At 70.7% G+C, this 13,283-nt stretch carries 11 protein-coding genes; 6 read left to right on the top strand and 5 right to left on the bottom strand.

Annotated elements, in window-relative coordinates; translation table 11 throughout:
* The 3 genes from HHX30_RS14165 (at window position 1) to HHX30_RS14155 (ending at window position 3,677) form a co-directional block, all read left to right on the top strand.
* Window positions 1-1,323, top strand: coding sequence for a GH1 family beta-glucosidase (locus HHX30_RS14165; RefSeq protein ID WP_249350011.1), 1,323 nt, complete (start codon window positions 1-3; stop codon window positions 1,321-1,323).
* A gap of 443 nt (window positions 1,324-1,766) precedes the next feature.
* Entirely contained in the window at window positions 1,767-2,663 is an 897-nt protein-coding gene (locus HHX30_RS14160; RefSeq protein ID WP_311922372.1) for an aldose 1-epimerase family protein, read from the top strand.
* A gap of 9 nt (window positions 2,664-2,672) precedes the next feature.
* Window positions 2,673-3,677 (top strand): phosphotransferase family protein, encoded by a 1,005-nt coding sequence (locus HHX30_RS14155; RefSeq protein WP_169982378.1) that lies wholly within the window; start codon window positions 2,673-2,675, stop codon window positions 3,675-3,677.
* Window positions 3,678-3,679: 2 nt separating this feature from the next.
* Here the strand turns inward: HHX30_RS14155 and HHX30_RS14150 are convergent, their stop codons facing one another.
* Window positions 3,680-3,847: a hypothetical protein gene (locus tag HHX30_RS14150; protein WP_169982377.1), complete on the bottom strand. Its 168-nt coding sequence runs from the start codon at window positions 3,845-3,847 to the stop codon at window positions 3,680-3,682.
* A gap of 129 nt (window positions 3,848-3,976) precedes the next feature.
* Here HHX30_RS14150 and HHX30_RS14145 point away from each other — a divergent pair, with 129 nt between their 5' ends.
* Together HHX30_RS14145 and HHX30_RS14140 are read left to right on the top strand one after the other, a co-directional pair.
* Entirely contained in the window at window positions 3,977-5,224 is a 1,248-nt protein-coding gene (locus tag HHX30_RS14145) for an FAD-dependent oxidoreductase (protein WP_169982376.1), read from the top strand.
* Between the two features lie 11 nt (window positions 5,225-5,235).
* Window positions 5,236-6,588, top strand: a complete 1,353-nt coding sequence (locus HHX30_RS14140) for a class II 3-deoxy-7-phosphoheptulonate synthase (protein ID WP_310741870.1) — start codon at window positions 5,236-5,238, stop codon at window positions 6,586-6,588.
* 95 nt (window positions 6,589-6,683) lie between these two features.
* Here HHX30_RS14140 and HHX30_RS14135 read toward each other — a convergent pair whose 3' ends face one another.
* Window positions 6,684-7,049 carry a co-chaperone YbbN gene (locus HHX30_RS14135; RefSeq protein ID WP_169982374.1) on the bottom strand — a complete coding sequence of 122 codons (366 nt, stop codon included), beginning with the start codon at window positions 7,047-7,049 and terminating at the stop codon, window positions 6,684-6,686.
* Window positions 7,050-7,171: 122 nt separating this feature from the next.
* On the opposite strand from HHX30_RS14135, the gene ctaD reads away from it, so the two are divergent.
* The gene (gene ctaD, locus HHX30_RS14130) at window positions 7,172-8,860 is read left to right on the top strand and encodes a cytochrome c oxidase subunit I (protein WP_169982373.1); all 1,689 of its coding nucleotides are present in this window, start codon (window positions 7,172-7,174) and stop codon (window positions 8,858-8,860) included.
* 41 nt (window positions 8,861-8,901) lie between these two features.
* Here ctaD and HHX30_RS14125 read toward each other — a convergent pair whose 3' ends face one another.
* From HHX30_RS14125 to HHX30_RS14115, 3 genes are all read right to left on the bottom strand, one after another.
* A complete protein-coding gene (locus HHX30_RS14125) occupies window positions 8,902-11,295 on the bottom strand; it encodes an ExeM/NucH family extracellular endonuclease (protein WP_169982372.1) in 2,394 nt (797 codons plus the stop codon).
* Between the two features lie 150 nt (window positions 11,296-11,445).
* The gene (locus HHX30_RS14120) at window positions 11,446-12,327 is read right to left on the bottom strand and encodes a universal stress protein (RefSeq protein WP_169982371.1); all 882 of its coding nucleotides are present in this window, start codon (window positions 12,325-12,327) and stop codon (window positions 11,446-11,448) included.
* A gap of 82 nt (window positions 12,328-12,409) precedes the next feature.
* Window positions 12,410-12,880, bottom strand: a complete 471-nt coding sequence (locus HHX30_RS14115) for a universal stress protein (protein WP_169982370.1) — start codon at window positions 12,878-12,880, stop codon at window positions 12,410-12,412.
* Between the last annotated feature and the right edge of the window lie 403 nt (window positions 12,881-13,283).

The raw sequence follows: 13,283 nt of genomic DNA, 5'->3' as shown, positions 1-13,283 counted from the left end.
ATGAACTCACCCGCACGGTTTCCGGCCGACTTCGTCTGGGGCGCGTCCACCGCGGCGTACCAGATCGAGGGCGCGACCACGGAGGACGGCCGCGGGCCCTCGGTGTGGGACACGTTCTGCGCGGTCCCCGGCAACGTGCGCGACGGTGACAGCGGTGAGCACGCCGCCGACCACTACCACCGTTACGACGAGGACCTGGACCTGATCGCCGATCTGGGCCTGGGCAGCTACCGCTTCTCCATCGCCTGGCCGCGGATCCAGCCGACCGGATCGGGCAAGCCCAACCAGAAGGGCATCGACTTCTATCGCCGGCTCGTCGACGGGCTGGCCGAGCGCGGCATCCGGCCGATGGCCACGCTCTTCCACTGGGACCTGCCGCAGGAGCTGCAGGACCGGGGGGGCTGGGAGAACCGGGACACGGCCGAGCGCTTCGCCGAGTACGCCGGGATCTGCTTCGACGCCCTGGAGATCAGGGACTGGCTGACGATCAACGAGCCCAAGACGGTGGTGGACTGCGGCTACCGGTTCGGCCAGCACGCGCCGGGCTTCAAGGACGACGCGCGCGCGTTCGTCGCCTGCCACCACCTGCTGCTCGCGCACGGTCTCGCCTCCCGCGTGCTGCACGAGCGGCACCCGGGCCGCCGCATCGGGCCCGCGCTCAACCTGCACCCCACCTACCCGGCCGACGACACGCCGGAGGCGCGCGAGGCGGCCCGCCACCAGGACGGGCTGGAGAACCGGCTCTACCTCGATCCCGTCTTCAAGGGCCGCTACCCCGAGGACACGCTGCGCTGGATCTCCGAGCGCGGCCCGATGGCCGACCACATCCTGGACGGGGACCTCGGGATCATCAGCGAGCCCATCGACGTCCTGGGCGTGCAGTACTACACCCCGGTCTTCGTCGACGGCAAGGGCGAGCGGGTCTTCCTGCACGAGCGGGCCCAGGCCGAGTGGCTGGAGATCTACCCCGAGGGCCTGCACGACATCCTCGTCCGGGTGCAGCGGGACTACCCCGGCGTGCCGATGGTCATCACCGAGAACGGCCTGGCCGTCGTGGACGGGGTCGACGCCGACGGCCGCGTCCGCGACGATCGGCGGATCGCGTACCTGCGCGACCACCTGAGCGCCGTGCACCGCGCGATGGAGGCGGGCGCGCAGGTCGAGGGCTACCACGTCTGGTCGCTGCTCGACAACTTCGAGTGGGCCGAGGGATACAGCCAGCGGTTCGGCATCGTGCACGTCGACTACACGACGCAGAAGCGCACGCCCAAGGACAGCGCGCTCTGGTACCGCGACGTCGTGAAGAGCGGCGAGCTGCGCTGACAACCACGCAGCCCCCGCGTGATCTTGCAGTTTGCCGCGCCGCCATGGGCTGACCAGCACCTATACCTGTCGTGATCTCCCACGATCTCGACGCCCCCGCCACGCGACCCGCACGGGCACCTACCGTGATCTCGCACTGCGAGATCACGGGGGTGGCGGCTGCGCGGAGGAGCTGAAAGTTTCAGCACGGACCGGTGGACATTCGCCCATGCACGTGCACGCGAGATCCGGTCTGCGGCAAATCGGTGCCGTTATACCGATCTACACGATAATCCTGAGATTAAGTTGACGCGTCCGACGAAAAGACTTAGCTTTACCGTCTATGGGAGCGCTCCCACAACTGATGCACCCCGCTTGGATCAAGGGCGATGAGCTGGGATAAGGTCCCTGCATACCGTCAGATGACCCGCTTCTTGACGACGCGTCAGCGAGAGGACTCCCCCGTGCCCGATTACACGATTGCCGGCGGCGGTTACCAGGCCACGATCAGCGAGCGGGGCGGCGCCCTCCGGGTGTTGCGCCACGACGGCCGTGATCTGGTGACGAGCTGGCCGGAGGGCGGGCCGGTGCCGTACTACAGCGGCACCATCCTCGCTCCCTGGCCGAACCGCGTCGTCGGCGGCACGTACGTCTTCGACGGGCAGCGCCGTCATCTGCCGGTCAACGAGCCCGACCGCGGCCACGCCCTGCACGGTCTCGTCGCCGGCCTCGACTGGAAGTGCGCGGAGCTGCTGTCGGTGGAGGACCACCACGGCCACGTACGGCTGACGCACGTCGTGGAGCCCACCGAGGGCTACCCGCACAGGGTCGCCCTGGAGGTGCGGCACTCGGTGTCCGAGGAGGGCCTGTCGACCACGCTGACGGCGCAGAACGTGGGCGAGACGGCGGCGCCGTACGGCTGCGGGCCGCACCCGTGGCTGCTGGCCGGGCCGGACGTCACCGCCTACGAGCTCGGCCTGCCGGCCGGGCGCGTGCTGCTCACCGACGACCTGCTCGCCCCCACCGACCTGGTGGAGGTCGCGGAAACGCCCTACGACTTCCGGACGCCGCGGGTGATCGGGGACACCGCCGTCGACCACGCCTTCGCCGGCGTGACGGAGGGGCGCGTGCGCGTGCTCGGGCCCGAGGGCGGGGTGGAGCTCACCTGGGACCCGGCGGTGATGCCGTGGGTCCAGATCTGCACGGGCACGGGGCTCGGCCACAGGGGACTGGCCGTTGAGCCCATGACCTGCCCGCCCGACGCGTTCAACTCGGGCACCGACCTGATCGTTTTGCAGCCGGGGGACAAGCACGAGGCCACGTGGACCATCGCGGTCCCCACTCCTACCCGGGAAGACTGAGAAGACCGAATGGACAGCAGGACGAAGAGGCGGTTGTCCCCCGCACAACTCGACGAGGTCGCCCGCGACGCCCTGGGCTGCGGGCTGGCCTCGTCGGAAGAGCTCGCCGACGGCTACGCGAACGCCGTCTGGCGGCTCGGCCTCGACGACGGACGTGAGGTGGTGCTCAAGCTCGGGCCGCCGCCCGACCTGCGGTTGCTGACCTACGAACGGCACCTGCTGCGCACCGAGGCGATGGTCTACCACCTCGCCCAGCCCGTGGGGCTGCCGATGCCCGCCCTGCTCCGGGCGTCGTTCGACGATCCGGTGCTGGGCGGCGACTACCTCGTCCTGTCCGCACTCGACGGGGTGCCGTGGAACCGGACGACGGTCAGCCCCGCGGAGGAGGGCGCGCTGCGGTTCGAACTCGGCCGCCACCTCGCCCGCCTGCACGCGATCCCGGGCACGGGCGCCTTCGGCTACCCGTACGCCGGGCTGACCGGCCGCACGTGGCGGGAGGCCTTCCTCGTCATGATCGGCGCCCTGCTCGACGACGCCGTCCACTACAACACCCGGCTCCCGGCGACCATCGTGGAGATCGTCGGGCTCGTCCACATGAACGCGCACGTCCTCGACCAGGTCACCACCCCGTCGCTGGTGCACTTCGATTTGTGGCCGGGCAACGTCTTCCTGGACGGCGACAAGCGCGTCCAGGCGCTCATCGACCACGAGAGGGCGTTCTGGGGCGACCCGCTCGCCGACTTCGTCACCCCCACCATCTTCGGCGAACTGCGCGAGGACGATCCGATGCTCGCGGGCTACCGGGAGGAGGCCGGCCCGGTGAGGCTGGACCACGCCGCCCGCGTCCGGATCGCCCTCTACCGGGTCTACCTCTACCTGATCATGCTGGTGGAGGACGGCCCCCGGCAGTATCCGGAGGAGGCCTACGCCCCCACCCGGGACGTCACCACGCGGTCACTGGCCGCGTGCCTGGACCTGCTGCGCGCGGGGTCCCGGAAACACGCCCACGTCTGAGGTCACGCCTCCAGTGTGAGGGACTGCGAGCCGCACCCGTTGCCGGTGTGCGGCTCGGAGTCGGCGGTCGCGGCGAGTGCCGCGGGCGCTCCGACGGTCAGCGACGCCACGAGGGACAGGACCATCGCCCCGGCCGCGACACGCGGCAGGTGGCTGACACGAGCACTCACAGCGAACTCCCGAAGGCCGACTCCTTTGATCACAAAATAGCGGTCCCGCATGCGCTCCGGTAGGCCCACTTCGGCCCGGCCCTGGCGGCCCGGCCCTCCGCGTGAGATGATTTCAGCGGGTGATGAATTATGGAGACGACATGCGTGATCGCGGGCGGCGGGCCCGCGGGGGCCATGCTCGCGCTGCTCCTGGCCCGCGCGGGCGTCGACGTCACACTGCTGGAGAAGCACGCGGACTTCCTGCGGGACTTCCGCGGTGACACCATCCATCCCTCGACCCTCCAGGTGCTGGACGAGATCGGGCTGGCCGAGGCGTTCCACCGGCTGCCGCATCGCAAGGCGTACGTCATGTCGATGCGGACCGACGACGGCGAGGTGCCCATCTCCGACCTGCGGCGCCTGCCGGGGAGGTATCGGTACATCGCCTTCGTCCCGCAGTGGGATTTCCTCGACCTCCTCACCCGCGAGGCGCGCGCCTACCCCGGCTTCCATCTCCTGATGAACGCCAGGGTCACCGATCTCGTACGGCACGACGGCGCGATCCGGGGCGTGCGCTACCGCGACGAGCGGGGCGAGGAGCACGAGATCAGGGCGGTCCTCACGGTCGCCGCGGACGGCCGGCACTCCGACGTGCGGCGGGCGGCCGGCCTCGCGCCGAAGCGGTTCGGCGCGCCGATGGACGTCGTCTGGTTCCGGCTGCCGCGGGCGGCGGGCGACCCCGGGCAGCCGTTCCTGCGGGCGTCGGCCGGGCGGCTCATGGTCGCGATCAACAGGGAGACGTACTGGCAGCTCGCCTACGTCATCCCGAAGGGCGGCTTCGCCGCGCTGGAGGCGGGGGGCGTCGACGGGCTGCGCCGCGAGGTGGAACGGCTGCTGCCCTTCCTCGGCGGCAGGACGTCCGAGCTGCACGGCTTCGACGAGGTGGGCGTGCTGAGCGTCGAGCTGAACCGGCTCACGCGCTGGCACCTGCCCGGGCTGCTGCTGATCGGCGACGCGGCCCACGCGATGTCGCCGGTCTTCGGCGTCGGGATCAACCTCGCGGTGCAGGACGCCGTCGCGACCGCCAACATCGTGGGGCCGGCCCTGCTGCGCGGCCGGGCCCCCGCCTGGCTGCTCGCGAAGGTGGAGCGGCGCAGGAAGGCGCCCACGGCCATCGTCCAGGCCGCGCAGCGGGTGGTGCAGGAACGGATCATCCGGCCGGCCCTCGCCGGTCCGGTGGCGCGGATCCCCGACCTCACCCGCGTGCCGGTGGTGCGCTCGCTGCTGCCCCGGTTCATCGGGCTCGGTGTGCTGCCCGAGCACGTGCGGCTTACTGCGCAAGAAAAAAGATCTCAGCAAGTGGACAGGGAGGGAGCCGCACAGGACGCGGTGCAATAACCTTGGTGACCGTGAGCGCATCGAACCCCGACACCTCGCGTGCCCTGGACACCTGGCGTGACCTGCCCGCGGCCCAGCAGCCGGACTGGCCCGACCGCGGCGAACTGGACAAGGTCGTCGCGGAGCTGGCGTCCCTGCCCCCGCTGGTGTTCGCCGGCGAATGCGACCAGCTCAAGGAGGGCATGGCCGCCGTGGCGCGCGGCGAGGCGTTCGTCCTGCAGGGCGGCGACTGCGCCGAGACCTTCGCGGGCGCGACGGCCGAGAACGTGCGCAACAAGCTCAAGACGCTGCTGCAGATGGCGATCGTGCTGACCTACGCGGGCCGCGTCCCGGTCGTCAAGATCGGCCGGCTCGCCGGGCAGTTCGCCAAGCCGCGGTCCAAGCCCAACGAGGTCCGCGACGGCGTCGAGCTGCCGGCCTACCGGGGCGACATGGTCAACGGGTTCGACTTCACCGCCGAGGCCCGTCGTCCCGACCCGAACCGGCTGCTGCGGGCCTACCACTCGTCGGCGAGCACGCTGAACCTCGCGCGGGCCTTCACCAAGGGCGGCTACGCCGACCTGCGCCAGGTCCACGCGTGGAACCAGGACTTCGTCGCGGAGTCCCCGGCGGGGCGGCGCTACGAGCAGCTGGCGCGGGAGATCGACCAGGCGCTGGCGTTCATGCGGGCCTGCGGGGCCCACCCCGAGGAGTTCCACACCGTCGAGTTCTACTCCTCCCACGAGGCCCTGATCCTCGACTACGACCGGGCGCTCACCCGGATCGACTCCCGTACGGGTCAGCCGTACGACGTGTCGGCGCACATGGTGTGGATCGGCGAGCGCACCCGGCAGCTCGACGGGGCCCACGTCGAGTTCTTCAGCCGCATCCGCAACCCGATCGGCGTGAAGCTCGGCCCGACGACCACGCCGGAAGAGGCCATCGCGCTGATCGACAAGCTGAACCCGGACAACGAGCCCGGGCGGCTCACCTTCATCACGCGGATGGGCGCGGGCAGGGTCCGCGACGCGCTGCCGACGCTGGTGGAGAAGGTCACCGCCAGCGGCGCGACCGTGGCCTGGGTGTGCGACCCGATGCACGGCAACACCTTCGAGGCGCCGAGCGGGCACAAGACCCGCCGCCTGGACGACGTGCTGGACGAGGTCGCGGGGTTCTTCGAGGTCCACCACGCGCTCGGCACCCACCCCGGCGGCATCCACATCGAGTTCACCGGCGACGACGTCACCGAGTGCGTGGGCGGCGGGCACGCGATCGTGGAGGAGGACCTGGCGCTGCGCTACGAGACCGCCTGCGACCCCCGCCTCAACCGCGGCCAGTCGCTCGACCTCGCCTTCCGCGTCGCGGAGCTGTACCGCTCGAGCTGACCGGAACCCGTTCCGTACCTCCGGCCGTCTGATACCGCCGTCGCCCTCCGATCACTCGGACCGGGTGACGGCGGTTTCGTCTGCCGGGCGGCCCCTCAGCTGTTCTTGGCCTCCGCCTCGATCTGGGCGCGGATGGCGTCCATGTCGAGCGCGCGCAGCTGCCGGATCAGGTCCTCGAGCGCCGGCGCGGGCAACGCGCCCGGCTGGGCGAAGACCACGATGCCGTCACGAATCGCCATGATCGTCGGAATCGCGGTGATCTCGAAGCCCTCCGACAGGGCCGGCTGAGCCTCAGTGTCGATCTTGCCGAAGGTGATGTCCGCGTGCTCCTCGGACGCCTTCTCGAAGATCGGAGCGAAGGACCGGCAGGGGCCGCACCAGGATGCCCAGAAATCGAGCAGTACGATGCCGTTGTCGGCGATGTCGTTGAAGTTCTTCTCGGTTACCTCGATGGTCGCCATGGGCGACTCCTTTCGCTCGGTCTTCAGCGGGCATAACCAGCCGGACAATCCAAGCATTCCATTTCGCGATGCGTATCGCGTGGTTGGGCAGGAGACCTTCTTGACGTAGAAGGAGCACCCGGATGACGACTCATGCCGTACGGCCGTCCGATCTGACGGCCCCGAAGGGTCCCGGCGCCCGGATCGCCTCATGGCTGTCGAGCACGGACCACAAGGTGATCGGCAACCTCTACCTGATCGCCACGTTCGTCTTCTTCCTCATCGGCGGCGTGCAGGCGCTGGTCATCCGGGCGGAGCTCTTCGAGCCCGGCATGCAGTTCGTCACGCTGCAGCAGTACAACCAGCTGTTCACGCTGCACGGCACCATCATGCTGCTGTTCTTCGCGACGCCGTTGTTCGCCGGGTTCGCCAACGCGATCATGCCGCTGCAGATCGGCGCACCCGACGTGGCCTTCCCCCGGCTGAACATGGCGAGCTTCTGGCTGTTCCTCTTCGGCGGCCTGATGGTCCTCGGGTCGTACTGGGCGGGCGGGGCGCCGACGTTCGGCTGGACGGCCTACACACCGCTGTCGGCCGCGCCGTACACGCCGCAGCTCGGCGGGGACCTGTGGGTGATGGGCCTGGCCCTGTCCGGCGTCGGGACGATCCTGGGCGCGGTCAACTTCATCACGACGATCATGTGCATGCGGGCTCCCGGCATGACGATGTTCCGGATGCCGATCTTCACGTGGAACGTGTTCTTCACCTCGATCCTCGTGCTGCTGGCCTTCCCGGTGCTCGCCGCCGCGCTGCTGGCCCTGGAGATCGACCGCAAGTTCCACGCCCGCATCTACGACCCGGCGACCGGCGGGCCGCTCATCTGGCAGCACCTGTTCTGGTTCTTCGGCCATCCCGAGGTCTACATCATCGCGCTGCCGTTCTTCGGCATCGTCACCGAGGTGATCCCGGTCTTCAGCCGCAAGCCGCTGTTCGGGTACGTCGGCATGGTCGGCGCGACGGCCGCGATCGCCGGGCTGTCGATGACCGTCTGGGCGCATCACATGTTCGCCACCGGGCAGGTGCTGCTGCCGTTCTTCTCGCTGATGACGTTCCTGATCGCCGTGCCGACCGGGGTCAAGTTCTTCAACTGGACCGGCACGATGTGGCGGGGCCAGCTCACGTTCGAGACGCCGATGCTGTGGTCGGTCGGCTTCCTCGTGACGTTCCTGCTCGGCGGGCTCACCGGGGTGATCCTGGCATCGCCGCCGCTGGACTTCCACGTGACCGACACCTACTTCGTGGTCGCCCACTTCCACTACGTGGTGTTCGGGACCGTCGTCTTCGCGATGTTCGCCGGCTTCTACTTCTGGTGGCCGAAGTTCACCGGGAGGATGCTGAACGAGCGGCTCGGGAAGATCCACTTCTGGATGCTGTTCATCGGGTTCCACATGACGTTCCTCATCCAGCACTGGCTGGGCACGCAGGGCATGCCGCGGCGGTACGGCGACTACTCGCCCCACGACGGCTTCACCTGGATGCACCAGTTGTCGAGCGTGGGCGCCCTGCTGCTCGGGCTGTCCACCCTGCCCTTCCTCTACAACCTCTGGTGGACCCCGCGGCACGGGGAGAAGGTGACGGTGAACGACCCGTGGGGGACCGCCAACTCGCTGGAGTGGGCGACGTCGTGCCCGCCACCGCGCCACAACTTCGTGTCGATCCCGCCGATCCGCTCCGAGCGGCCCGCCTTCGACCTGCGTTATCCGCGTCTGGGCGGCACGCCGGGTGAGCCGCCGGAGACCAAGCGGGACTTCGTCGATCCCGACGCGAAATAGGGAAGGGCCCCCGTCGCCGGGGGCCCTTCGCGTGCGGGTCGTCAGTGCTTGCCACCGGGCAGGTCGAGCCCGATCAGCAGCGGGTCGTGGTCGGAGGAGCGGAACGCGTCGGGCCGGTACAGGCTCGGCGGGTTGTACTCCAGGTTGTAGTCGAGGATGCGCGGCTCGTCGGCGTTGACGTGCCAGATCGTCGCCCCGGTCACCCGCTTGACCAGCTGCTTGCCGGCCATGGCGTGGTCGAGCTCGCCGGACAGCCCGTCGAACAGGTAGCTGTAGCGCTGGGCCGCGGGGACGAACCGCTTGGACAGGCTGGTGAGGCCGCCCTCCTCCAGCGTGTCGATCGGGTCCTCCTCGCCGTACGCGTTGAGGTCGCCGATCACCAGCGGGTTCGGCAGGTCCATCGAGCCGATGAGGCCGAGCACCGCCTTGGCCTGCCGTACGCGCTCGGCGTTGTAGCAGCCCTGGCCGTTGCCCTGGTCGGTGTCGCCGCCGGTCGCCTCCTCGTCGCAGCCCTTCGACTTGAAGTGGTTGACGAGCAGCGTGAACGGCTGCCCGCCGCCCGTCCGGCGGAAGGTCTGGATCAGCGGCGGACGCCGGAAGACGGGGTCGGTGGACGACAGCGTCTCGCCCACCGGGCGCACCCGCGCCGGCTTGTAGATCGCCGCGACGTGGATCAGGTCGGTGCCCGGGTGGGGGTGGGTCAGGGCGGCGTACGTGCCCGCGCCCACCTCGGCGTTCAGGGCGGCGACCAGCGCGTTGAGCGCGGTCTGCCCGTTGTTCTCGACCTCCATGAGCCCGACGACGTCGGCGTCGAGGCCCTTCAGCGTGGCGACGATCTTCCTGAGCTGCCGCTGCTGCTCCTCGGCCGTGTCGGCGCCGCGCGAGTCGAGCGTGGTGAACCAGTTGAGCGTGTTGAGGCTCGCCACGCGGACGTTGCCGCCCACCGGCGCGGGCGCCGGCTTTCTCGGGTTGGTGCGCGTGAACGTGATCGGCTTGGTCGGCTCCAGCCGGTAGGCCCCGAAGCCGTAGCTCAGCACGCCGGTGACGTTCTTCGCGGTGTCCCCGAGCCGCACGACCTCCGGACTCGTGTACGGGATCGTGGCCGGGTTCTCGGTGTTCGAACCGTCGTCGATCAGCAGCGACCTGCGGGCGTCCAGCGCGGGGTCCACGCCGGGCCGGTCGGTCGGCTGGAAGCGCCTGCCGCCGGCGGCGACCGTCACCTCGCCGAACCGGCCGAGGTTGTAGTGGTCGGTCACGGTCAGCGGCTCGGGGAAGGTCACGAGCACGTTCTCGTACGGCTCGAAGGTGGCGCCGGCGGCCCGCGGCAGGTCGTAGACCTTGGGCGTGATCGTGCCGGTGCCGCACACGTCCACCGCTGTGACCGGGGACAGCTCGGTGAGCCCGTTGAACTCGGTGACCCGGCCGGTGACGAGCACGCGGTCGCCCGCCTTGACGTCCTTCACGGTCGCCCGGGCGAACGCGAACAGGCCGTCGGAGGTCGCCGGGTCGGCGTCGGGCGTCGCGTCCTGGAAGTAGAAGCCGCTCTGCTGGCCGCTCTCCTGGAAGTCGCCGGTCACGATTCCCTCGACCCGGACGGTCTGCCCCACGAGCGGGGAGGCGTCTCCGCTGCCCTGGACCTCGGCGATCTGCCGGTTCGCCGGCACCTCGCAGGGGTCGACGGTTGGCGTCGGCGACGGCGACGAGGCAGAGGGGGTCGCGGACGGCGACGGGGAGACGGCGCCGCAGGGAGCCGGGGGCGTCGCCGTGTTGCGCGGCGCGGGCGTGCCCGCGGCGAAGTCGGCGGCGTTGTCGTCGGTGTCCGCGCAGCCGCCGCCGGCGCGCACCGCGGCCGTGGCGTTGCTCAGGCCCGGGGCCGCCGCCGTGCCCTCGAAGTAGTTGGCCGTGCCGTACCCGACGAGGTCGGCGATCTGCGCGGTCTGCTCCGGTGTGCAGGGCGAGGAGCCGCCGTTGCAGGCCAGGCCCGTGGCCGAGCGGACCAGGGCGACCTTGCCGGCCGTGCCGCTCAGGCTGAGGGTGCCGACGGTGTCGGCGGCCGGGAGCGCGCCGCTCGGCGTCGATCCGGCGGACAGCTGGACGAGGTGGTACTGGCCCGGGGCGAGCGAGCCCGACAGGTTCTGCTTCTGGGAGCCGAACAGGCCGGTCCCGGTGGCACTCGTGTACTGGAGGGACCAGCCGTCCAGCGAGATGGCGGCGGTGCCGCGGTTGAAGAGCTCGACGTAGTCGTTGGTGTACGGGGCGCCGGAGTTGCCGCCGCCTCCGTACACCTGGCTGATCACCGCGTCGCCCGGCTCGGCCGAGGCGGGCGACGGCGACATGACCGCGACGCCGGCGGCCAGGAGACCGGCGGCCGCGAGCACGGCGATCGCGCGGGCGCCGGAGCGGTCATCGGGACAGGCCCGGGATAGAGCACGCATGTCCCGGACTTTAGGGGTAGACCACCGCGACACCAGGACCAATAAGTGTCTTTATCACAAACTTGTATGAATTTGCCGATTACCTGACGTCGCTAACGTACGCGCGCTGCCCTTGCGCGTCCCGCTTCGGCATGGATCGGTCCCGGCCGGTCAGGACCGGACGACGGCCACCGGACAGGTGACCGCGTCGATCAGCGGCCGGGTGACCGACCCGAGCCTGCCGAGCACGCCCCTGGCGCGGGTCGCGCCGACGACCAGCATGGTCGCGCCTGGAGAGGTGTCGGCCAGCACGTCGAGCACGGGACCCTCGACCGGCTGGAGCAGCGTGTGCACGTCCGGGTACCGCGCGCGCCAGGGCTCCACGGCGGCCTCCAGCGCCTCGACGGCCTCCCGGCCCGGGACGTCGGACATCACCATGGGCGCCATGCCCGCGCTCCACGCCGCCGCCGGGTAGCGCCAGGCGTGCACCGCGATCAGCGGCAGCGCGCGCAGGACGGCCTCGCGGTAGGCGAAGGCGAGGACGTGGTCGTCGCCGCCGCCGACTCCCACGACGATCGGACCAGGGTGCCTGCGGTGTGGGAGCGACCCCGCGCCGCGGACCACGATCACCGGGCAGAGCGCGTGCGTCGCCACGTGTCCCGCGACCGAGCCCATCACACGGCGCGCCGCGCCGCTCAGTCCGCGCGATCCCACGACGATGAGGTCGGCCGTCTCCGACAGCGCGACGAGCCGGTCGGAGGCCGGCCCCTCGAACAGGTCCTCCCGCACGCGGACGCCGCTCGTGCACTGCCGGGCGCACTCGGCGCCGTGCCACAGCACGTGCTCGGCCGCGTGCTGCAGCGACTTGCGCGCCTCCTCATCGCCCGCGCCGTACGGCGTCTGCCACGCGTGGCAGACCGTGATGGGCGTGTCCCGGTACTCCGCCTCGTCCATCGCCCAGTCCAGCGCCTGCATCGCGAAGTCGGAGCCGTCGTACCCGACGACGATCCCGGGGTTGGCGTCCGGGCCGCCGGCGGGGCTGTTGGGTTCCATATCCTCATGCTCCGCCGCGGGCCGCACGGCCCGGCAGGGCGGAAAGTCCCGAGACCGGCGGGACGTCCGGCCCCGGGGAGGATCAGGATCTGCTGCCGGCGAGCACCCCGGGACGGCGGTCGTGCTCCATGCCGGGCAGCACGACGACGACCGGGCACCTGGCCCGCAGCAGGCAGGCGGAGACGACCGGGTTGAGCACGGGGTAGGGCTCGGACTCGGCCTCGTGCGCCCCCAGCACCAGCAGGTCCGCGCCCTCGGTCGCACGCAGCAGGACCTGGGCCGGAGGCCCCTCGACGACCACCGGCTCGACGTGGCGGTCGCCGAGTTCGGCGACGGCTCGGTCGGCGACGTCGAGCGCTCTCCTGCGCTCGTCCTCCCGTGAGGTGCGGCTCGCGATCGGCGCGTAGTGGGCGTGCAGCCCGCCAGTCCACTCCCAGGCGTACACCGCCTCGACCCGCGCGCCGCGCAGCGCCCCCTCGGCGGCGGCCCACCGCAGTGCGGCCTGCGACGCCATCGACCCGTTGATGCCCACCACGATCTTCGGCTGGTTCACGTTCCGCCTCGCTCTCCGCTCTCAGTCTCGCCGACCAGGGTTAACAGGATGTTGCCGCGGCGAAACGGTCAGAAGACACCGCCCACGAGCATCCCTGTACCCAGGAAACCCGCCTGTACCTCCGGCCCCAGCAGGGACAGGCCCATGTTTTTGGGGGGCTGGGCCGCACCCGAGAACAGCGTATCCGCGAACCTCGACCGTGCCGGTACGCCGCTTTGCCGATCCGGGGACGACCACAGGCCCGTTCATTGCCACGCCACAAGGACACCGCACGACGGCCCGCGGCGGCAGTGCCGTACGGCTCGCACCGCGCGGGACCTTCGGCCCGGCCTTCCCGGTCCCGGCTCAGGATCACCCTGGTGCGCGCCACCCCCGCCGCCGCGCCGGCGAGAGAGACGGAGCT

The organism is Microbispora sp. H10836, assembly GCF_012999525.1.
Lineage (GTDB): Bacteria > Actinomycetota > Actinomycetes > Streptosporangiales > Streptosporangiaceae > Microbispora.
This window is presented reverse-complemented; position numbering and strand designations above follow the sequence as displayed.

What these genes read in the sequence shown, in the direction of transcription:
- HHX30_RS14165 (WP_249350011.1), top strand. Translation starts at nt 1, where the DNA reads ATGAACTCACCCGCACGGTTTCCGGCCGACTTCGTCTGGGGCGCGTCC.
- HHX30_RS14155 (WP_169982378.1), top strand. Translation starts at nt 2,673, where the DNA reads ATGGACAGCAGGACGAAGAGGCGGTTGTCCCCCGCACAACTCGACGAG.
- HHX30_RS14145 (WP_169982376.1), top strand. Translation starts at nt 3,977, where the DNA reads ATGGAGACGACATGCGTGATCGCGGGCGGCGGGCCCGCGGGGGCCATG.
- HHX30_RS14135 (WP_169982374.1), bottom strand. Translation starts at nt 7,049, where the DNA reads ATGGCGACCATCGAGGTAACCGAGAAGAACTTCAACGACATCGCCGAC.
- ctaD (WP_169982373.1), top strand. Translation starts at nt 7,172, where the DNA reads ATGACGACTCATGCCGTACGGCCGTCCGATCTGACGGCCCCGAAGGGT.
- HHX30_RS14125 (WP_169982372.1), bottom strand. Translation starts at nt 11,295, where the DNA reads ATGCGTGCTCTATCCCGGGCCTGTCCCGATGACCGCTCCGGCGCCCGC.
- HHX30_RS14120 (WP_169982371.1), bottom strand. Translation starts at nt 12,327, where the DNA reads ATGGAACCCAACAGCCCCGCCGGCGGCCCGGACGCCAACCCCGGGATC.